The sequence below is a fragment of the Arthrobacter sp. PAMC25284 genome (genome assembly GCF_019443425.1).
GTDB lineage: Bacteria > Actinomycetota > Actinomycetes > Actinomycetales > Micrococcaceae > Arthrobacter > Arthrobacter oryzae_A.
In genome coordinates this window covers 221,361-241,253 of sequence record NZ_CP080382.1, presented here as the reverse complement: position 1 = coordinate 241,253, position 19,893 = coordinate 221,361, and the positions used below count along the sequence as shown (strand labels likewise).

At 64.7% G+C, this 19,893-nt stretch carries 14 protein-coding genes and 3 pseudogenes; 5 read left to right on the top strand and 12 right to left on the bottom strand.

Annotated elements, in window-relative coordinates:
* Positions 1-148: 148 nt before the first annotated feature.
* The 7 genes and pseudogenes from nrdF to KY499_RS01105 form a co-directional block, all read right to left on the bottom strand.
* Positions 149-1,123 carry a class 1b ribonucleoside-diphosphate reductase subunit beta gene (nrdF, locus tag KY499_RS01135; protein WP_123255714.1) on the bottom strand — a complete coding sequence of 325 codons (975 nt, stop codon included), beginning with the start codon at positions 1,121-1,123 and terminating at the stop codon, positions 149-151.
* A gap of 661 nt (positions 1,124-1,784) precedes the next feature.
* Positions 1,785-3,905 carry a class 1b ribonucleoside-diphosphate reductase subunit alpha gene (gene nrdE / locus KY499_RS01130; RefSeq protein WP_123255713.1) on the bottom strand — a complete coding sequence of 707 codons (2,121 nt, stop codon included), beginning with the start codon at positions 3,903-3,905 and terminating at the stop codon, positions 1,785-1,787.
* 62 nt (positions 3,906-3,967) lie between these two features.
* Complete coding sequence (gene nrdI / locus KY499_RS01125; protein ID WP_375141106.1) at positions 3,968-4,471, bottom strand: class Ib ribonucleoside-diphosphate reductase assembly flavoprotein NrdI; 504 nt, start codon at positions 4,469-4,471, stop codon at positions 3,968-3,970.
* A 98-nt stretch (positions 4,472-4,569) separates the two neighbouring features.
* Positions 4,570-4,788: pseudogene (gene nrdH, locus KY499_RS01120) on the bottom strand (glutaredoxin-like protein NrdH); the annotation flags it as partial.
* A 547-nt stretch (positions 4,789-5,335) separates the two neighbouring features.
* Entirely contained in the window at positions 5,336-6,772 is a 1,437-nt protein-coding gene (locus KY499_RS01115; RefSeq protein ID WP_219886049.1) for a cyclopropane-fatty-acyl-phospholipid synthase family protein, read from the bottom strand.
* Positions 6,769-7,500, bottom strand: a complete 732-nt coding sequence (locus KY499_RS01110; RefSeq protein ID WP_219886048.1) for a DUF1365 domain-containing protein — start codon at positions 7,498-7,500, stop codon at positions 6,769-6,771. Before KY499_RS01110 ends, KY499_RS01115 begins: the two co-directional genes overlap by 4 nt.
* Positions 7,497-8,877: pseudogene (locus KY499_RS01105) on the bottom strand (NAD(P)/FAD-dependent oxidoreductase). Before KY499_RS01105 ends, KY499_RS01110 begins: the two are co-directional and overlap by 4 nt.
* Positions 8,878-9,068: 191 nt before the next feature.
* Between KY499_RS01105 and KY499_RS01100 the strand changes: the two are divergent.
* The 4 genes and pseudogenes from KY499_RS01100 (at position 9,069) to KY499_RS01085 (ending at position 13,012) form a co-directional block, all read left to right on the top strand.
* Complete coding sequence (locus KY499_RS01100) at positions 9,069-9,977, top strand: LysR family transcriptional regulator (protein ID WP_219886047.1); 909 nt, start codon at positions 9,069-9,071, stop codon at positions 9,975-9,977.
* 45 nt (positions 9,978-10,022) lie between these two features.
* Positions 10,023-10,247: a hypothetical protein gene (locus KY499_RS01095; RefSeq protein ID WP_123255708.1), complete on the top strand. Its 225-nt coding sequence runs from the start codon at positions 10,023-10,025 to the stop codon at positions 10,245-10,247.
* 298 nt (positions 10,248-10,545) lie between these two features.
* Positions 10,546-12,184, top strand: a pseudogene (locus KY499_RS01090) (BCCT family transporter); the annotation flags it as partial.
* Positions 12,185-12,505: 321 nt separating this feature from the next.
* Positions 12,506-13,012 carry a DUF2004 domain-containing protein gene (locus tag KY499_RS01085; RefSeq protein WP_123255727.1) on the top strand — a complete coding sequence of 169 codons (507 nt, stop codon included), beginning with the start codon at positions 12,506-12,508 and terminating at the stop codon, positions 13,010-13,012.
* A gap of 91 nt (positions 13,013-13,103) precedes the next feature.
* Here the strand turns inward: KY499_RS01085 and metE are convergent, their stop codons facing one another.
* The 3 genes from metE to KY499_RS01070 all read right to left on the bottom strand — a co-directional run bounded on the left by metE (position 13,104) and on the right by KY499_RS01070 (position 17,543).
* Complete coding sequence (metE, locus tag KY499_RS01080) at positions 13,104-15,449, bottom strand: 5-methyltetrahydropteroyltriglutamate--homocysteine S-methyltransferase (RefSeq protein ID WP_219886046.1); 2,346 nt, start codon at positions 15,447-15,449, stop codon at positions 13,104-13,106.
* A gap of 49 nt (positions 15,450-15,498) precedes the next feature.
* The gene (locus tag KY499_RS01075; RefSeq protein WP_219886045.1) at positions 15,499-16,476 is read right to left on the bottom strand and encodes a methylenetetrahydrofolate reductase; all 978 of its coding nucleotides are present in this window, start codon (positions 16,474-16,476) and stop codon (positions 15,499-15,501) included.
* A gap of 380 nt (positions 16,477-16,856) precedes the next feature.
* On the bottom strand, positions 16,857-17,543 hold the full coding sequence (locus tag KY499_RS01070; protein WP_148045211.1) for a hypothetical protein: 687 nt from the start codon (positions 17,541-17,543) through the stop codon (positions 16,857-16,859).
* A gap of 60 nt (positions 17,544-17,603) precedes the next feature.
* On the opposite strand from KY499_RS01070, the gene KY499_RS01065 reads away from it, so the two are divergent.
* A complete protein-coding gene (locus tag KY499_RS01065; RefSeq protein WP_123255703.1) occupies positions 17,604-17,801 on the top strand; it encodes a hypothetical protein in 198 nt (65 codons plus the stop codon).
* Between the two features lie 34 nt (positions 17,802-17,835).
* Here KY499_RS01065 and KY499_RS01060 read toward each other — a convergent pair whose 3' ends face one another.
* Together KY499_RS01060 and KY499_RS01055 are read right to left on the bottom strand one after the other, a co-directional pair.
* Complete coding sequence (locus KY499_RS01060; RefSeq protein ID WP_123255702.1) at positions 17,836-18,222, bottom strand: VOC family protein; 387 nt, start codon at positions 18,220-18,222, stop codon at positions 17,836-17,838.
* A gap of 149 nt (positions 18,223-18,371) precedes the next feature.
* Entirely contained in the window at positions 18,372-19,793 is a 1,422-nt protein-coding gene (locus KY499_RS01055; RefSeq protein WP_123255701.1) for a carboxylesterase family protein, read from the bottom strand.
* Positions 19,794-19,893 lie beyond the last annotated feature (100 nt).

Here is a 19,893-nt window from a genome sequence, read left to right as displayed (position 1 = left end):
CGAGCCAGCGAACCTGGATGGAATCAGCTCGAACCGGCAAATGGCCTCTGGCCTGGGAACAGGTCTACCTGGAAGACTTCCAACTGGACGAGGCGTATCTTCAAAATAGGGAGCTGTTATTCCAATTAGGTCGACATCTCACAGGAGACTAGAAGTCCCAGTCGTCATCCTCAGTGTTAACAGCCTTGCCAATCACATACGAAGAACCGGAACCCGAGAAGAAGTCGTGGTTCTCGTCCGCGTTCGGTGACAGGGCCGACAGGATCGCCGGATTCACGTCGGTGACGGAGGCCGGGAACATGGCCTCGTAGCCGAGGTTCATGAGGGCCTTGTTGGCGTTGTAGTGCAGGAACTTCTTGACGTCCTCAGCCAAGCCGACGGAGTCGTAGAGGTCATGCGTGTACTGGACTTCGTTTTCGTACAGCTCGAAGAGCAGCTCGAACGTGTAGTCCTTGATTTCCTGCTTGCGCTCCTCGGAGGCGCCTTCCAGGCCCTTCTGGAACTTGTAGCCGATGTAGTAGCCGTGCACGGCCTCGTCGCGGATGATGAGGCGGATCAGGTCGGCCGTGTTCGTCAGCTTGGCCCGCGAAGACCAGTACATCGGCAGGTAGAAGCCGGAGTAGAACAGGAAGCTCTCCAGCAGCGTCGAGGCCACCTTACGCTTCAGCGGATCGTCGCCGCGGTAGTAATCCATGACGATCTGGGCCTTCTTCTGAAGGTTCTCGTTCTCGGTGGACCAACGGAAGGCCTCGTCGATCTCCTTGGTGGAGGCCAGCGTGGAGAAGATGGAGGAGTAGCTCTTGGCGTGCACGGACTCCATGAACGCGATGTTCGTGTAAACGGCCTCTTCATGCGGGGTGATCGCATCCGGAATCAGCGACACGGCGCCGACGGTGCCCTGGATGGTGTCCAGCAAGGTCAGGCCAGCGAAGACGCGCATGGTGAGCTGCTGCTCGTCCGGGGTCAGCGTCGCCCACGACTGGATGTCGTTGGACAGCGGCACCTTCTCGGGCAGCCAGAAGTTGTTGACCAGGCGGTTCCAGACGTCTACGTCCTTGTCGTCCTGGATACGGTTCCAGTTGATGGCCTCAACGTGGCTCAGCAGCTTGACCTTCTCGGTCATAGGGTTCCCTCCGCCTGATGGTTAGCGCGCCGGAAAATGTCCAGCGTTCAGCTATCAATTCTAGTCGCTAAGTCGCCAGAATCTGACCGACATCCCTGTGCAGTGGGGGGTGTCCACGCCCGACTTTCAGGCAACACACCAGAGAAACTACGCCAATGAGTGGGTCCACAACTATGGACCCACTCATTGGCGAGGAGATGTCAATCCGTCAAAGAGCAGACTGCATCTGCCTTACTTGGACTCTTTTACGGTTGTCGACGGGTGCGACTTTCCGTACTTCGGCGTGACATAACGGCCGGTCTTGGCGCTGCGGTATGAACCCTTGGCCATAGCGGCTTCCTCCTCTCTGCCGAGTCTACGAGTGGGACACGTTCGGCCCTACATGGGGCGGATCGTGACGCGGATAGTGCGGCGAATCGTACGTCGTACAGTCGCCATGGCTATCAACTCCTTCCGGGTGCAATGCCCGGGTGGAGGGTCGTCGACGGACGACCGAGAACTCCTGTAAACTCAACAGTCCAGGGTTGAACTTGGAACTGTCTCGTTACCGGGACATATTGAGGAGTCATGTTGTCGCATGGCTCCTCAAGCTTTTAAGTCTTGTGTACGACGGCGGGCGGGCGCCCGCCGTCGTACCTATGCCGTAATCAACCGATATCGGTTACAGGGCACATGAAACGCAACCCTCCACCTCCGTGCCCTCCAGCGCGAGCTGGCGGAGACGGATGTAGTAGATGGTCTTGATGCCCTTCTTCCAGGCGTAAATCTGGGCCTTGTTGATTTCCCGCGTGGTGGCGGTGTCCTTGAAGAACAGCGTGAGGGACAGGCCCTGGTCCACGTGCTGCGTCGCGGCGGCGTATGTGTCGATGACCTTCTCGAAGCCGATCTCGTAAGCGTCCTGGTAGTACTCCAGGTTGTCGTTCGTCAGGTACGGCGCCGGGTAGTACACGCGGCCCAGCTTGCCTTCCTTGCGGATCTCAATCTTGGACGCCACCGGGTGGATCGAGGAGGTGGAGTTGTTGATGTAGGAGATTGAGCCGGTCGGCGGGACAGCCTGCAGGTTCTGGTTGTAGATGCCGTGCTCCATGACGGAAGCCTTCAGCTCGCGCCAGTCAGCCTGGGTGGGGATGTGGATGTTCTTGAAAAGCTCCGCAACCTTCTCAGTCTGCGGGACCCATTCCTGCTCGGTGTACTTGTCGAAGAACTCGCCGGACGCGTACTTGGACTTCTCGAAGCCGCCGAACGTCTGGCCGGTCTGGATCGAGAGCAGGTTCGAGGCCCGGATCGCGTGGAAGACCACCGAGTAGAAGTAGATGTTGGTGAAGTCCAGGCCCTCTTCGGAACCGTAGTGGACCCGCTCGCGGGCCAGGTACCCGTGCAGGTTCATCTGTCCCAGGCCGATCGCGTGGGACTGGTCGTTGCCGCGGGCGATCGAGGGCACCGAGGTGATGTTGGACATGTCCGAGACGGCCGAGAGCGTCCTGATGGCCGTCTCGATGGTCAGGCCGAAGTCCGGCGAATCCATGGCCTTCGCAATGTTCAGCGAACCCAGGTTGCAGGAGATGTCCTTGCCGGTCTGGTCGTAGGACAGGTCATCGTGGTACGTCGTGGGCTGGGAGACCTGGAGGATCTCCGAGCACAGGTTGGACATGATGATCTTGCCGTCGATCGGGTTGGCCCGGTTCACGGTGTCCTCGAACATGATGTACGGGTAGCCGGATTCGAACTGGATCTCGGCGAGGGTCTGGAAGAACTCACGCGCCTTGATCTTGGTCTTCTTGATCCGGGCGTCGTCGACCATCTCGTAGTACTTCTCGGTGACCGAGACGTCGGAGAACGGCATGCCGTAAACCTTTTCGACGTCGTACGGCGAGAACAGGTACATGTCCTCATCCTTCTTGGCCAGCTCGAAGGTGATGTCCGGGATCACAACGCCGAGCGAGAGGGTCTTGATCCGGATCTTCTCGTCCGCGTTCTCCCGCTTGGTGTCCAGGAAGCGGTAGATGTCCGGGTGGTGGGCGTGCAGGTACACCGCGCCGGCGCCCTGGCGGGCACCGAGCTGGTTGGCGTAGGAGAAGCTGTCCTCGAGGAGCTTCATCACGGGGATCACACCGGAGGACTGGTTCTCGATCTGCTTGATCGGCGCGCCGACCTCGCGGATGTTGGTCAGGGCGAAGGCGACGCCGCCGCCGCGCTTGGAGAGCTGCAGCGCGGAGTTGATGGAGCGGCCGATCGACTCCATGTTGTCTTCGATGCGGAGCAGGAAGCAGGAGACCAGCTCACCGCGCTGGCGCTTGCCGGCGTTCAGGAACGTGGGGGTGGCCGGCTGGAAGCGGCCTTCGATGATCTCGTCCATCATCTGGGTGGCGAGCTGCTCATCGCCGCGCGCCAGGTGCAGGGCCACCATGCAGACGCGGTCCTCGTAGCGCTCCAGGAAACGCTTGCCGTCGAAGGTCTTCAGCGTGTAGGAGGTGTAGAACTTGAAGGCGCCAAGGAAGGTCTCGAAGCGGAACTTCTTCTTGTAGGCGCGCTTGTAGAGCTCGCGGATGAAGTTCATCGTGTACTGGTCGAGGGTTTCGCGCTCGTAGTACTCGTTCTTGACGAGGTAGTCGAGCTTTTCCTCGAGGTCGTGGAAGAACACGGTGTTGTTGTTCACGTGCTGCAGGAAGTACTGGTGCGCAGCCTCGCGGTCCGCTTCGAACTGGATCTCACCGTTCGGGCCATAGAGGTTGAGCATGGCGTTGAGTTCGTGATAGCCAAGGCCCTTGTAGGCGGCCGGCATCTCGGGCTTGTCCTGCTTCCCGACGGCGACGGCGGTGCGCGCGTGTGAGCCTGAGCCCTCAGTTACTGCTGTGTCTGAGACAGTCGTGTCCAAAACTCTTCCAATCCTTGTTGTACGCGGGCAACGTCTTCCGGCGTCCCCATGAGTTCGAAGCGGTACAGGTGCGGTACCTGGCACTTCGCGGCGATGATGTCCCCCGCCATGCAGTAGTTGTCCCCGAAATTTGTGTTTCCCGCGCCGATCACTCCGCGGATCAGCTCCCGGTTTCCCGGGTCGTTCAGAAACCGGATGACCTGTTTGGGAACGGATCCTTCTCCCCCAGTGCCCCCATAGGTGGGCACCACGAGCACATAGGGTTCCCGCGCCACCAACGGTGCGTCCCGCGGGTGGAGCGGCATCCGCGCCGCGTCGACTCCGAGCTTGTCGACGAAGCGCTTGGTGTTCTCCGAGGTGGAGGAAAAATAGATCAAACTGCTGTGCGTGGTGCTGGATGCTCTGGTGATGGATGCTGCCGTCCCGGCAGTTTCCCCAGCCAACGGTTCCTCCATAATTGCCGGTTCAGGCATTCGAGTCACCTCAACTGATGTGATTTCCTGGGCCGCCAGGCCTTCCCCTGCCAGCGGCTTCGGGGGCGTTTCAGGCTACAGCGACGGCGGCGGCCCTGCGCCAGTTCTTCAATCTTGTCCGGACGGAAGCCGGACCAGTGGTCCCGGTCCGTGACGACGACCGGCGCCTGCAGGTAGCCCAGGGACTTCAGGCGTTCCAGCGCCTCGGCATCCTGGGAAATGTCGACACTCTGATAGGTGATGCCCTTCTTGTCCAGCGCGCGGTAGGTTGCGTTGCACTGAACACAGGCCGGCTTCGTGTAAACCGTTACGGTCATGGTCCCTGTCCCCTTTGTTGAAGTCTTCGATACAGCGTTTTTGCGGTGAATCATCGGTCTTGCCAGCAGTCGTATCAGCGTGTTCGCCGGGCGGGTCCGGACGGGATTTTCTGTCCGTGACGGCCTTGCCTGCGGGGGCGGCGTCCGTGGCCGGATCGCTCCGGCCGCCTCGCGCTGATGTTCCGCTTGAACTGTAATTCGATACTACATGTAGTGCAAGAGTCCCGCTTGGACCCCTAGATGATGTATTACAAGTATGTCATTTAACACACCTTTAATCCACAGGACAGGGTCTGGAAAACACCCGGATTGGCGCAGTTTCTGCCGGAGTAATCCACACCCTGTGGACTACTTAGCCACAATTAATGGCCCCGCGTGTCGTGTCCGCGGCGGCGTGTCGCGGCGCGCCGCCGTCGTGGTTCACAACACCACCGGCGGTGGTCCGGAACACGAAAAAGGCGGGCACCGGGGTGCCCGCCTTGGGTCCTCATAATGCAGCTGCCGGCCGGCGCCCGGGCAGTGGCCCGGGCGCCGTCGGGGCAACGCGCTATGCCTTGGTACCCTTGCCGCGGTACCCGGCGGCGGGCGCCTTGTCCAGGACGATCTGCTGGACGTCAAGGTATCCGGTCTCAAACCCGGCGCGGGAGTAGCACAGGTAGAACAGCCACATCCGCTGGAAGATCGCGTCGAAGCCCATGGCCCGGACCTCGTCGGCGCGTCCCATAAAGCGCTCCTCCCACAGCCGCAGCGTCTGCGCGTAGTGGTCGCCCATAGCGAGGCGTTCGCGGACCCGGAGTCCGGTCTGCTTTTCCGTGATCTCCTCGATGGCCCGGACGGACGGGATAACGCCGCCGGGGAAGATGTACTTGTGCACCCAGGTGTAGCTGGAGCGGGTGGCGAGCAAGCGGTCGTGAGCGATCGTAATCGCCTGGATGGCCACTTTGCCGCCCGGCGCGAGGACACGTTCGATCGTCTGGAAGTACGTGGCCCAGTATTCGTAGCCGACGGCCTCGATCATCTCCACTGAGACGACGGCGTCAAACTCGCCCTCGACGGCGCGGTAGTCCTTCAGGTCAATACTGACGGCGTCGGCGTAACCGGCTTCGGCCACGCGCTGGCGGGCCAGTTCCTGCTGTTCGCTGGAGAGCGTCACGGAATAGACGGTGGCGCCGCGTTCGGCGGCGCGCAGGGCGAGCTCACCCCAGCCGGTGCCGATTTCCAGCACGCGGGTTCCCTTCGTGACGCCGGCTTTGTCCAGCAGGCGGTCAATCTTGGCCTGCTGGGCGTCAACCAGGGAATCCCAGTCAACGTTTTTCAGGGCCGCGCCGGTTGCCGGGAACAGCGCGCTGGAGTAGGTCATGGTGCTGTCCAGGAACGAGGCGAAAAGTTTATTGGAGAGGTCGTAGTGCCGGGAGATGTTGGAACGGGTGTTCTTCTCGGTGTTGCGTTCCTTCCGCGGCTGGCGCGGCAGGTACAGGGCGCGGAATTTCTGCAGGGGTTCCGGTACCAGGCTTCCGACCCGGGCGGCGAACACTTCCATGACTGCCGTGAGGTCCTCGGCGTCCCAGTCACCGGCCATGTAAGACTCGCCCAGGCCGATCAGTCCGCCGTCGCCCAGCCGGGTAGCGAAGGCCCCGGGCCGGTTGATGATCATGACCGGAACGCTGTGGCCGGCCGGCATGGCTTTACCCAGTACGGTCCCGTCCGGGTAGCGGACTTGGATGGGAAGCCGGCGGACGGCGGCTTTGAAGATGGCGGCGGCGGTGCGGCCGGCCAGGTTGGCCTTGAGGTTGGCGGGCACAGTGGCGATGCCGGGCCAGATCTCCGGGTCAATGGTGTCCGGCGCCGGCGGCACCGCGTAGGGAACGCGGCCCGCGGGGAGGGCGTCAGTGGGGACAGTGCCGGGAACTGCGCCAAGGCCTGCGGCCGCGGCGGCCTCGTGTCCCCGCCCTGCGGCGGATCCGGTCGCTTCTGTCAATGTCACTGAACTGCCTCCTGTGAGGGGTGGTGTGGTCGTTTGATGATCGGCAGGCGGCGTGCCCACAGTTTGATGCCCTGCCAGTGGATCTGCAAGGTGACGCGAAGCGGTGCCAGCGGGACCGCGAGCGCCGCAGCGAGGATGTTCCGGGCGGTGGCTGCGTGGCGTTTGCCGTCCATGGTGGCGATAAAGGGCTGCTGGCCGTTGCGTTCGAGGACGATCGAGACGGCGAGCCGTTCGCCGGGTTCGGGCAGTTTCATCCGGTAATCGCCCTGGAGGTCGTTGAACGGTGAAACGTAGAACGCCTTCGGGACGCTGGCCCGGCCGGCGTCGTCGGTGTCGAGAACGTAGCAGTGACGCTCGCCGTAGGTGTTGTGCACCTCGGCGACCACACAGCGCAGGTCGCCCGCCGCGTTGTGGCACCAGAACAGGGACAGCGGGTTGAAGACATAGCCGAACACCCGGGCGCTGGCCAGCATGGTGATCCGGCCGCCGTCGAGTTCAATCCCCCGGGTGGCGAGGAACGTCTCCACGTTGCCGCGGAGCGTGCCGTGCGGGTCACCCAGGTGGTCGGCGGCGTGGATCCCGGCCAGCGGAGCCAGCAGGCGCGGCAGCTTCGGGAGGTGGTCTATGTCCACGTACCAGCTGTAGTTGCTGTAGGTGAACGCGTTTTTCAGCGGGGTGTGCCGGACGTGGGCGATGGAGGTCCGGTAGATCGCTGCCGGCGTGGTCACAGGCCCTCCGCGGGGACGGGAACCAAGTCAGGATCAACCTGGACGGCGCCGGTATTGGCGGGAAGCCGATCCCAGGTGCGGCCCAGCCTGGCCGCTGCCTTGACGCCGGACAAGGCGCCGTCCTCATGGAAGCCCCAGCCGTGATACGCGCCGGCGAACGCCAGGCGGCCGTCGCCGAGGGCCAAAATCTGTTCCTGGGCCCGGAGGGACTCCGGCGTGTACTGCGGGTGCTCGTAGACCATCCGGTCCAGTACGGAGTCCTCGCCGATGAGCTCGGACTCGCCGAGGCTGACGATGTAGCGTCCGCCGCCGGCGGGTTCGAGCCGTTGCAGGCGGGTCATGTCGTAGCTGACCAGGACCCGGTCAGGACGTGCATCGCAGGACGGCAAACGGTAATTCCAGGAAGCCTGGGCGTTGGCGGCCGCGGGCAGGACTGCTTCGTCCCGGTGGAAAAGGGTCTGATTGACGGAATACGGCATGCCTGCCAAGGCCTCCTGCTCTGCGGCCGAGGCGTCGGAGAGCATGTGCAGGGCCTGTTCCGGGTGGGTGGCGATCACCACGGCGTCGAAGGTTTCGGTGCCGTGCACGGTGGTGACGTTCACACTGTCAGCGCCGCGGACTACGCCGGTGACGGGGCTGGAGAGCCGGACATCCGGCAGGGTCGCGGCGAGTTTGTCAACGTAACTGCGTGAACCACCAGTCACGGTCCGCCACTGGGGAGATCCCTTGACCCCGAGCAGGCCGTGGTGGCCGAGGAACGTGAAGAGGTACCGGGCCCGGGTAGGCCAGGGCAGTCGTGGGGTCGCAGGACCACACGGCGCTCACCACCGGCGTCATGAAGTGGGAGATGAAGTAGCTGCTGAACTTCTCCCGGGCCAGGAACTCCCCGAGGGTCAGGTCGGCCTCTCCGGTCGGCGCCGGCTTTTCCGCTGCGTCGATCAACGAACGCGCCCGGCGGTGGAAACGGGTGACTTCCAGCAGCATCAGCAGGTAGCGGCCGCGCAGCAGGGCCGATGGCCGGGGAATGATACCGCGGGCACCTCCCCGGGCTCCGGCGTATTCAAGGCCGCAGCCGTCGCAGCGGACGGACATGCTCATTTCCGAGTCCTGGGTTTCGACGCCCAGTTCTGCGAAGAGCCGCAGCAGAGTGGGATAGGTCCGCTCGTTGTGGACAATGAAGCCGGTGTCCACGGCGAGGGTCGAGCCGTCCGCCTGGGGCACGTCATGGGTGTGGGCGTGGCCGCCCAGCCGGGAGTCCGCCTCGAAGAGGGTCACGCGGTCCTGACCGTTCAGCACGTAGGCTGCGGTCAGCCCCGCGACGCCACTGCCGATGACGGCTATCCGCCGTCCCGCCGGAATCCCTGCTGCTTGCGACACTGTTCTGCTCCTGCTGCCTCGTCCTGGTTCATTCTCTACTGTGCTATTCGAAACCGCGGCGTCTTCGGATGAGTTTTATTTCCGACCCGCCACCATGGGACTGCTCTGGCGGCACACTATGCCAGAATGAAGCGGGTTTTCGGCCGCCATCCGGCGGTGCGGCTCCAATGCCACTCTTCGAAGGGAACGCCTTGATCAATCCCGTCCACCTGCGAACCCTCGTTGAGGTGCTCCGGGTCGGTTCGTTCACGGCCGCCGCCACCCGGCTGGGCTATACGGCGTCGGCCGTCTCCCAGCAGATGTCCGCCCTGGAGCGTGACGCCGGCGTCGTCCTGTTCGAGCGTTCGGCCCGCAGCATCCATCCGACGGAAGCCGCCGTCGTGATGACCCGGCACGCCACCAAGGTGCTGACCGACATCGAAGCGCTCCTGGCCGCGGCCTCCCGCACGCAGGAGGGCACCAGCCAGGAACTCCGGCTGGGCATCTTCCCCAGCCTGGCGACGTACGTTCTGCCGCAGCTCCTGCAGAACCCGGCCTGGAAGAAACTCGGGATCGACCTGCGGGTGTCCGTGGCGGAGCCCGCCCAGACCATCCAGGGCCTGCGGACCGGCGGCGAAATTGACGTCGCCCTGGTCTACCAGGTGGGCCAATCGGGTCTCGCCTGGCCGCACACGCTGGACCGCCAGTGGATCGCCGATGACGACTTCCGGGTCGTGTTGCCGGCGGCCTGGGGCATCGGCACCGATTCCAGGGTGGCCGCGGACCACCTCTCCGATATGCCCTGGATCGTCCACCACCCGGGCACGTCCGACGCCACCGTGATTGAGCGCCTGTTCGCCAGCTGCAACCTGCATCCCCGGGTGGTGGCCTACAGCGACGACTTCCATGCCAGCCTCGAAATGGCGGCGGCCGGACTGGGTGCAGCCCTGGTTCCCGAGCTCGCCCTGCGGCACCGTCCCGCAGGGGTGGTGGTGTTGGATGTCCCGGAGATCCGGCTGGCCCGCAACGTCTTTGCCCTGCTGATCAATGAAAAGCAGACCGCCCGCGTCCGGCTCTTCGTGGACCTGCTGGCCGACACCATGAAACACCCGGCGGGCTGAGGCAAGGGGTTCCGCTCCGGGCCCGAATCGATGAAGATGGGGTCCATGAGCAGCGCACCGTATTCAGCATCGCGTCCCGTCCCCTCGAATAAACCCGAAGAACTGAACGCCGCAGTCCGCGAGGCCACCGAGGAACTGGTGGAGACCTTGCAGCGCAATGGCATCGAGGCCAGCTTCGACGACATCGCGCTGCTGGGCCACTCGGAGTCCTTCGACGACGAAGGCCAACGGTGGGTCGAGGTCGAATGGGACGGCGAGGAAGCAGGCTAGCAGCCCCAGCCCCGGCCCTGTCCCTGGGAAAAAGTGTCCGCTGGGCTGGGCCAACGCTGACGGCTGTCAGTGTTCGGGCCGGCGGCACCCGCCGTGACAAATCACACGCCCGTCCGTTCAGATTCGACGCCGCTTCACCCCGGATCCGCGGCCGGCACCGCGGCCAAACCCGTGCTGCGGCCCCGCCAGCATACGTAGGAGGCCGTGTGTTGCCGGTGCCCTGCGAATCGCAGGGCGAGCACATTAGCAGTGAAATCTGTATACAAGCCTTTAAAGCACCGAGCGGTAGCCTAGAAGGATGTCTGAAATAACAAAACCACGAATAGTCGAGCGCTGGGTCTTTTGGCCTGCCGCAGTGCTGGTGACGGTTTTCGCGTCATTTGCACTGCTCGCCCCCACAGCCGCAGAGGCGATGTTCGGTGCCATTCAGGCGAACATCGTCAACACGTTCAACTGGTACTACGTCCTCATCACGAGCTTCTTCGTAGCCTTCAGCCTGTTCCTGGGCTTCAGCCGCTTCGGTGACATCAAGCTCGGGCACGACGACGACGAACCCGAATTCTCGCTGATGGCGTGGTTCGCACTGTTGTTCGCCGCCGGCATGGGAATCGGTCTGGTGTTCTACGGTGTCACCGAGCCGCTGAGCCACTTCGCGAATCCGCGCCCCGGCGTGACCGGGACGCCATCCGAGCTTGCGCAGCAGGCCCTCAGCCAGACCTTCCTGCACTGGGGCGTGCATGCCTGGTCCATCTATGTGGTGATTGGCCTCGCCCTGGCCTACGCCATCCATCGACGCAAGCGGCCGGTCTCGATCCGCTGGGGCCCTCGAGCCGCTCCTGGGCAAACGAGTCCAGGGCGCATGGGGCAACGTCATTGACGTCGTCGCACTGGTCGGCACCCTCTTCGGTGTGGCGACCTCGCTGGGCCTCGGGGTGCTGCAGATCAGCGCCGGGCTTGAGAGCATCAACCTGATGCCGGCGACCCGCGGGTCGGAAATCGTTATTATCATCATCATTTCCTTCTTTGTCCTGCTCTCCGTCCTCTCCGGACTCACCAAGGGCATGAAGTGGCTCTCCAGCATTAACCTCGTGCTGGCTGGCCTGCTGGTCGTCTACCTGCTGCTCTTCGGTCCGTCGACGTTCCTTCTGCGCGAATTCGTGCAGTCGATCGGCGCCTACGTCCAGAACTTCGCGGCACTGTCTTTCAACGTCAACGCCTTCTCCGGCGAAGCCGGCGCCTCCTGGCAGGCCTCCTGGACCTCCTTCTACTGGGGCTGGTGGATCTCGTGGGCCCCCTTCGTTGGTATCTTCATCGCGCGTATCTCGCGGGGCCGGACCGTCCGGCAGTTCGTGGCCGGCGTCATCCTGGTGCCGACCGTCATCGGCATGCTCTGGTTCAGTGTCCTCGGCGGCACGGCCCTTGCCGTGGAGTTGTCCGGCAGCGGAACCCTGATCGGTGCCGACGGCAGCGTGAGTGCGTCCAGCGCCCTGTTCAGCATGCTCGCTTATGTTCCGGGCACCCCGGTCCTGACGGTCGGCGTTATCCTGCTGATCGCCATTTTCTTCATCACGTCCTCGGACTCCGGCGCGCTCGTGATGGGCATGATCGCCACCGGCGGGCAGGTCAATCCGAAGAAGCGCATCCGTACCTTCTTTGTCCTCATCACCGCGGTTCTGGCCATCGCGCTGCTGATCTCCGGCGGGCTGACCGCTCTGCAGACGGCGGCGATCATCATTGCCCTGCCGTTCAGTGTGGTGATGCTGCTGATCTGCTGGTCCACCTACATCGCTTTCAGCCGGGAACGCCGGGCCTACGATCGTGCACGCCGTGCGCAACTTGTGGACCACATCGGTGACTTCTACGGCCTGGAGGTTGAGGAGCTCGCCGAGCACGGCATCCTGGGCAGCAGCCCGCGCTGGATGCAGATGCTGCGCCGCCGCAATGCACCCACCGGAGCCGCCGTGCCTGAGGAGATCCTGCCGAGCCCCGAACCGTCGACCGCCGCGGTGGATACCCTCATGGCGGCGGAACCGGAACTGCGGCACGCCTCGGAGCATGCACTGCAGGTCGAGAACGCCGAGCCTGACGGTGTCCTGATCTCGGACGTTGACAACGTGGTGGATCATGATCCGTCCGCGTCCCACGATGTCAAGGACATCCCGGACCGGGGCGACAAGGAACCCTCGCGCTGGTAATCCTGCGCTAAAAAGGCTGTGCGAATGCTGGAACGGAGCCGTATTCAGGGCTATGTTGAAAGTATGAGCAAGGTAGCCAGCCAGCACTTCGGACAGATTGAGCTCAACCACGGGAGAGACCATAATTTCTCCGCCAAACACGAATTGGCGGGGCAACTCCTGGAGCTTGACCTGAACGTGGACGCCCATGACCACTTCGATGAGGCGGCCCTGCACAAGGTTGACTACCGGCTCCGTTTCCTGCCCGAACTCGTCGACCAGGTCCGCGAGATGATCGCGGACGAACTCGACGAGGAGGGCACCAGCCCGCAGGAATACCGCCACTTCCACTGCAATGCGATCAAGCCGGAGCAGCTGCAAAAGGTCTTCGGCGTCACGGATACGAGCCAGCTGACCAACGAGGTATTCCTCAAGGCCCTGAAGCTGGGCCACGTGGGGATCTTCCCCGGCCAGCCGGAACGCTACTTTGTCCTGGACTTCACCCTCGGCTCACACTTTACCGACGAGGTTCTGGTCGCTTCGGCGGACGAGGACGGCGTCGTGGATGACGAGATCCTCTGGGAGAGCTGACTCCCCCGGCCTGCACCAACGTGCCCGGCAACGAACGACGGCGGCCGGTCCCCTTGGGGGGACCGGCCGCCGTTTGTTTGTGTCTTGTTGCCTACTTGGCCGTGGCCAGCAGTTCCGCGCGGACTGTCCTGGTGGCCGCGACCAGGTTGCGCAGCGACTCCTCGGTTTCGGCGTAGCCACGGGTCTTCAGTCCGCAGTCCGGGTTGACCCAGAGCTGGCGGGACGGGACGTGCTTGACCGCGGTGCTGAGCAGCTCCGTGACCTCGTCGCTGCCCGGGACACGCGGCGAGTGGATGTCGTACACGCCGGGGCCGACGCCGCGGCCGAAGCCGTGGTGCTCGAGGTCGTGCACAACCTCCATCTTGGAGCGTGCGGCCTCAATCGAGGTCACGTCGGCGTCGAGGCCGTCGATCGCGTCGATAATGGCGCCAAACTCCGAGTAGCACAGGTGTGTGTGGACCTGGGTGGCGTCAGCGGCGCCGGCAGTGGCGAGCCGGAACGAGTTCACGGACCAGTCCAGGTACGCGGGCTGGTCCGCCTTGCGCAGCGGCAGGAGTTCGCGCAGGGCGGGCTCGTCCACCTGGATGACCTTGATCCCGGCGGCTTCCAGGTCCGCGATCTCATCGCGCAGTGCCAGGGCGACCTGGTTGGCGGTCTCGCCGAGCGGCTGGTCGTCCCGGACAAAGGACCACGCCAGGATGGTCACCGGACCGGTGAGCATGCCCTTCATCGGCTTGGCCGTCAGGGACTGAGCGTATTCGGCCCACGCCACCGTGATGGGGGCGCTGCGGGTGACGTCGCCCCACAGGATGGACGGGCGGGTGCAGCGTGAGCCGTAGGACTGGACCCAGCCGTGGACGGTGACGTCGAAGCCTTCGAGGTTCTCGGCGAAGTACTGGACCATGTCGTTGCGCTCGGGCTCACCGTGCACCAGGACGTCGAAGCCAAGCTCTTCCTGCAGTTCCACGACGCGCTTGATCTCATCCTTCATGAGCTGCTCGTACTGGTCGGTGCTGAGGTCACCGCGGTTGGCGCGGGCTCGGGCGGTGCGGATCTCGGAGGTCTGCGGGAAGGAACCGATGGTGGTGGTGGGCAGCGGCGGCAGGTTCAGGGCCTTGTCCTGGGCAGCTTCGCGGACACCGTATTCGGACCGGCTGAAGTCGGCGGTGGTCAGGGCAGCGGTGCGCTCCCGGACGCCGGCACGCCGGACACCGTCGGCGGTTGCGCGGGAGGCGATGATGCGCGTCGCCTCGTCGATGGCCGGCTGCACGGCGGCAGCGCCGGCGTCGGTCAGCAGGCCGGCCAGGGTCACGACCTCAACGGCCTTCTGGTCGGCGAACGCCAGCCAGCTGCGCAGCTGCTCGGAGAGCTGGGTTTCCTCCTCGACGTCGTGCGGGACGTGCTGGGTGGACGTGGAGGTGCTGATGGCCAGCGTGGCAACGCTCTTTTTCAGCTCCGCGATCTTATCGGCCGAGGCCTGGAGGTCATTGCGCCAGATGTTGTGGCCGTCGACGACGCCGGCGACCAGGGTTTTGGTGCCCAGTGCGGCCAGGGCCGCGGCGGAGGGAACCCCGCCCTTGAAGACGTCGAGGTGGAGGGCATCGATGCCGGTGGCCGCGAGGGTGCCAAGCTGGCCGTCCAGGGCGCCGTACGGGGTGGAGACAAAGAGCTGCGGGCGGGCCGGGGCAGCGGAAAGGACCTCGTAGGAGCGTGCGACGGCGGCCTGGATCTCTCCGGCGGACGTATCCTGGTCCACCACGAGGGCGGGCTCGTCCAGCTGGACCCACGCGGCGCCGGCGGCGGCCAGCTTCCCGAGCAGGGCGGTGTAGACCGGGAGGACATCCTCCAGGCGGGACAGCGGGTTGAAGCCGGCCGGGGCGTCGTCGGAGGCCTTGCTCAGCAGCAGGAAGGTGACCGGTCCGACGATGTACGGGCGGGTTTCCACACCGTTGGCGAGGGCGTACGCGAACTCCTCGACGATCCGGCTGGAGGTGAGCGCGAAGGATGTTTCGGGGCCGATTTCCGGTACGAGGTAGTGGTAGTTGGTGTCGAACCATTTCGTCATTTCCAGCGGCTGCTGGTCCTTGGTGCCACGGGCGAGGGTGAAGTACCCGTCGATGTCCAGTTCGCCGCCGGCGTTGAGGAGGTTTCCGAAGCGGGCCGGCACGGCGCCGAGGTGGGCGGCGGCGTCGAGCACCTGGTCGTAGTAGGAAAAGGTGCCCGGTACGGCGGCAGCCTCGGTCAGGCCCAGGCCCTGCAGGCGCTTGGCCGTGCCGAGCTGGATTTCCTTGGCGGCGGCGTCGAGGGCCGCAGCGTCGATGGTGCCGGCCCAGTAGGACTCCACGGCCTTCTTCAGCTCACGGCGGCGGCCGATGCGCGGGTAGCCCAGGATCGAAGCTGCCGGGAACGGGGTCTGGGGAGTGGTTTTTTCAGTCATGGCAAAGTCCTTAAAATCGTTGGTGGGAGCGAAGGAAGCGGAGGGGGTTTCAGCTGGCGAGCTGATGGCCGGAGGCGGACAGGCGCCGGCCCGCGGGGCGGCGATCCGCGCGGCGGGGCCGGGGCAGCGCCAGTTTGTCCAGGACCTCGAGGGCGCTTGCGTGTTCGTTGAACGTGTAGAGGTGGATGCCGGGGGCGCCGGCGTCCAGGGCCGCGTTGGCGAGGTCGACGGTGGCGCCGACCCCGATCCTGGCGCGTTCGGCGTCGGAGTCGGCTGCGGCGAGCCGGTCCATGAGCCCCGTGTCCGGCTCCACCCCGGTCAGCTCTCCGAGTCGGGTGACCCGGCGGATGCTGGTCAACGGCATAACGCCCGGGATGATCGGAATCGTGACTCCGGCCCGGCGGGCCCGGGTCAGGAGGTCCGCGTACTGCCCGGTGTGGAAGAAGACCTGGGTGATCGCGAAATCCGCGCCGGAGCGCTGTTTGGCCAGGAGCACTTCGATGTCGTGCGCCTCGCTCGGGGATTCCGGGTGACGTGTCGGGTAGGCGGCGACGCCGACCGCCACCTTGCCGGCGCACAGCAGGGCCGATCGGCGCTGCTCCACCCGGCGGATGAGGTCGATCAGGTCCTGGGCGTAACGCAGTGAGCCTTCGGGCGGCGTTCCGCCGTCTTTGGGCATGTCTCCACGCAGGGCCAGGATGCCGCGGACGCCGACGTCGAGCAGTTCAGCAATGATCTCCGCAAGTTCCTGCGGCGAATTGCCGACGCAGGTCAGGTGGGCCAGCGGCCGCAGCGTGGTCTCCTGCACGAGCCGGTAGATGAGTTCGACGGCGGTGCTGCGGTTGGATCCGGATGCACCATAGGTTACGGAGACGTAGTCCGGGTCCGTGGATTCGAGTTCACCAATGGTGGTCCAGAGCGATTCCGCGGCCGCCGGGGACCGGGGCGGGAACAGCTCGTAGGACAGGGCAACGGGTGCTGCGTCGGACAGAGTGGAATGGGATTCGATCAAACTTGGAGGTGACATTTGCGTCCTTGGCTGTGAGTCATTGGCGGCGGCCTCGCCAGGGTCTCCGGAGTGATGGTGTCCGGGGACGCCGGCAGCGGCCGACAATGAATTGAGTTTGGGGAACACGGAGGGAATCTTCAACAGGACGCAGCCGCGACTGGTACGCCTGAAACGAAGTTGTCCGTGAGCAAATGTCAGGCCCACATGGGGGCACCCACACCCTCCCGGGCGGCTCGGTGGCCGTCCGTTTGCGGAGGATCGCTGACACGTTACTGAGGTAACTTGTATAGAACTCTAAGCCCCGGACCGGAGGTCTTCAAGTCCGTCCCCGAATTAAGACGTGCCTTTACGACTGAATTGCCGGTCCTTACAGAATAATGTTCGCAATAAACCCGTGTTTAGCTTCTACAGTCCGTGACGGCCTGGAGGGAGATGTCGCTGTGGAGCCGGGCGTGGCCGGCGTATTCAACGGCCTCGCTGAGGGTCCCGGCCCGCAGTGCCAGCGTCGCCCAGCCGACGATCCGCTGGGGATGGCTGGGCAGCGTGGGGAACTGGTTGTTGGCCGGTGTCCAGGCCTCAATTTTGGCGTCGAGCCCGGCCCATCGCGCGGCGGGATCAGCCCAGCTGCCGCCCAGAACGTCCCGCACGACGCAGGCCCCGTCGGCGTCGTCCGCGAGGGCCGGTTCGCCTTTCCGTCCCGGCAGCAGCCCTACGGGGCCGGCCCCGTCGATGCTGCCGTTTCCGTCGGCGTCGCCGTAATAGGGGCCTGCCGCTCCCACGATGAGATTGCGCGCCGCTTCGGCGGCACTGCGGGCGGATTCCAGGTCCGGCGCGTTTTGCCACGCGATAACGGCTGCCTCGATCTGCGCCAGCCGCGCTGCTGTTCGTGTGGCCGCGGGTTCCGCCGGCGGGGTTTCGGCTGACGGGCTCCCGGCAGAGGTCGGCTCGGACGGCGTGTCAGGCTGCATGCCCGTAGGCCCTGCCGCCGGGCCGGAGCAGCCTGCGGCCACAAGCAGCACGCCGACGCCGGCCATGACTGTTCGTGTCCGGTGTCCCATGGTGTTTTTCCCGCTCGTCGTCGTCACCGCTTTAGCGTAGCCGAGCACCCTCTCCCATATCACCGGGCGTCGGACTATCCTGATGCCATGATCCAGCTTCCAGCAAGTTACCAGGAGTACCTCGCCGGCAAGAGCGAGAGTTTCATCAACGCGGTCCGTCCGGTGCTGATGCAATCAGCGGCGGACAAGTCCCACGGGGTCCGTGTGGTGGTGCACCCGCATGACCATCAGGCGCACGTCGATCAGAGCCTGCCGTTCGGGACGGTAATCGAGGACATCGACTAGGGCGGCGCAGTTATCTCGCGTTGCACCAGCGCAGTTACCTCGGGTCGCGCCGCAGCGGGTGGTCTTCCGGAACCTCCACGACCACGATGCGGACTCCGTCGGGGTCCGCGATCCACATCTCCACCAGCCCCCACGGTTCCCGCTGCGGCGCGCGGACCACCGGCACTCCGGCCGCCAGTAACCCCCGGTATTCGCGCTGCACGTCACGGACCTGAAGCCAGATCGCCAGGGCACTCCCCTGCGGGTCAGCGGACTGTCCGCTGATCTCGAGGAAGCCGTTGCCCAGGAAGTACACCCGGCCCGGTGCGTCGGGATTTCCGAACTCCCGGTAGACGGCCAGGCCCAGTGTGTCCCGGTAGAACCGGTGGCTCCGGTCAGGGTCGGACGGATGGAGCAGGATGCGGCTGCCTATGACTTCCATGTCCTCCATCCTGCCCCCAGGCCCTGCAATGCTCCACAGCTCACACAAAGGTCAGCCAAAGTTCGCCGAAAGGCGAGGCCCCGAGACTGGTTGCAGGAAGAAAACCACCAAGGAGGCCCCTGATGATCATTTACCGACCCATTGCCCCGCTAACGGTCGGCAGAAGCGGACTGATGTCGGCTTTGGCTGCCATGGCCTCGACGGCTGTCATCGGCACTTCCACCTGGCAACGCTCCGGCGGTCCGTCCAACCGCACGGTACCTGAACGACCCGGGAATGTGTCCCCGGCGGCCAAGGCTCTCGCCGCGCGCAAATGCTGCCCAGACGGCACGCAACTGACGACCATGCCGGTCGACGTCATCCCAGGTGGCACCGGCAATTAGTCCCGCGGCCTCCCATGTTCGCCGGTCGCCGAACAGCAGCGGCAGGTCGACCGTGTGGGCGGCGCCGTAGCGGTTTCCCGGCGCCCGCCACGACAGGACGTAGCGGTGCGCTTTTCCGCCCGCACGCGCATGCCGCTTGGCGAACTTCCTGGTTGCCCTGCCGTATACGGCTTCCGTGACCGCCCAGGTGACAACCTTGAGGATGGCGCCGCCGACGACGGGAATGCCGGCCAGGCGGCTGGCGTAAGGGTTGCTCGGCACGAACAGCCGGGCCTCTTCCGAGGTATGTCCGATGAGGATCTGGATCCCCGGTGCGGCGATGTTCCAGGCGGCTTCAATCCCGGATTCGGCGGGGAGAGGTGCGTGCCCGTACTGGGTGCCAAACGGCATGGCAGCCATCAGCCCGAACTTGCGGGCGGACCGCGCAACACTTTCCTCCATGGCGACAACATCCATGGCAGGAGTATCGGCAGCGATCGTTTCCGCAACCGCGCCCATGGCGTTGTTCATCTTCTTCCGTCCCCGGGTGATGCCCAAGGGCGCGCTTTGAATAATGGCCCGTTGGAACAGCGCGGCCGCGTCCGGCGTCGCCATCAGATGCGCCACGGCGTCCCCGCCTGCGGATTGGCCGAACGCTGTGACACGGCCTGGGTCCCCGCCAAAGGATGCGATGTTGCGCTGCACCCAGCGGAACGCCTCGAGCTGATCGAGCAGACCTAAGTTGGCGGGCCTGCCCTTGCTCGTGGCCAGATAACCGAACAAGCCCAGGCGGTAGGTCACAGCGACCACAATGACCCGGGATTCAGCAACGAGCGACGTCGGATCGAAGATCGCCAGGTCGCCGGATCCGGACGTATACGATCCGCCGTGCAGCCACACCATGACTGGCACCCGCTCGCCGTCGTCGAGACCGGCCGGAAGTGTAATCGAGAGGTGCTGGCAGTGCTCGTTGCCCGGCAGTTCGCCGAAGCGGGTACCAAGCACCTCATCGAGGAAGGGCACTGGACCCTGCGGACAGGCCGGGGCCCGGGTGGTTGCCATCAACACCTCAGACCAGTCGGCCATCGGTACGGGCGGTTGAAATCGGTTCGCGGAAGCATAGGGAATTCCCGTCGCCCGCACGACGTCGCCATCGCGCCAGCCGGCGACAGGACCACAGGGCGGATCAAAGGCAAGGCTCGCAGTCATACGCCAACCTTTCCACAGTTTCCAGGCCTGCCGATTCCATCAGACCGGCCGCTGCGATCGCGGCCGGTCAGCCGCGGCCGGTCATCTGCGCAGGTCATCT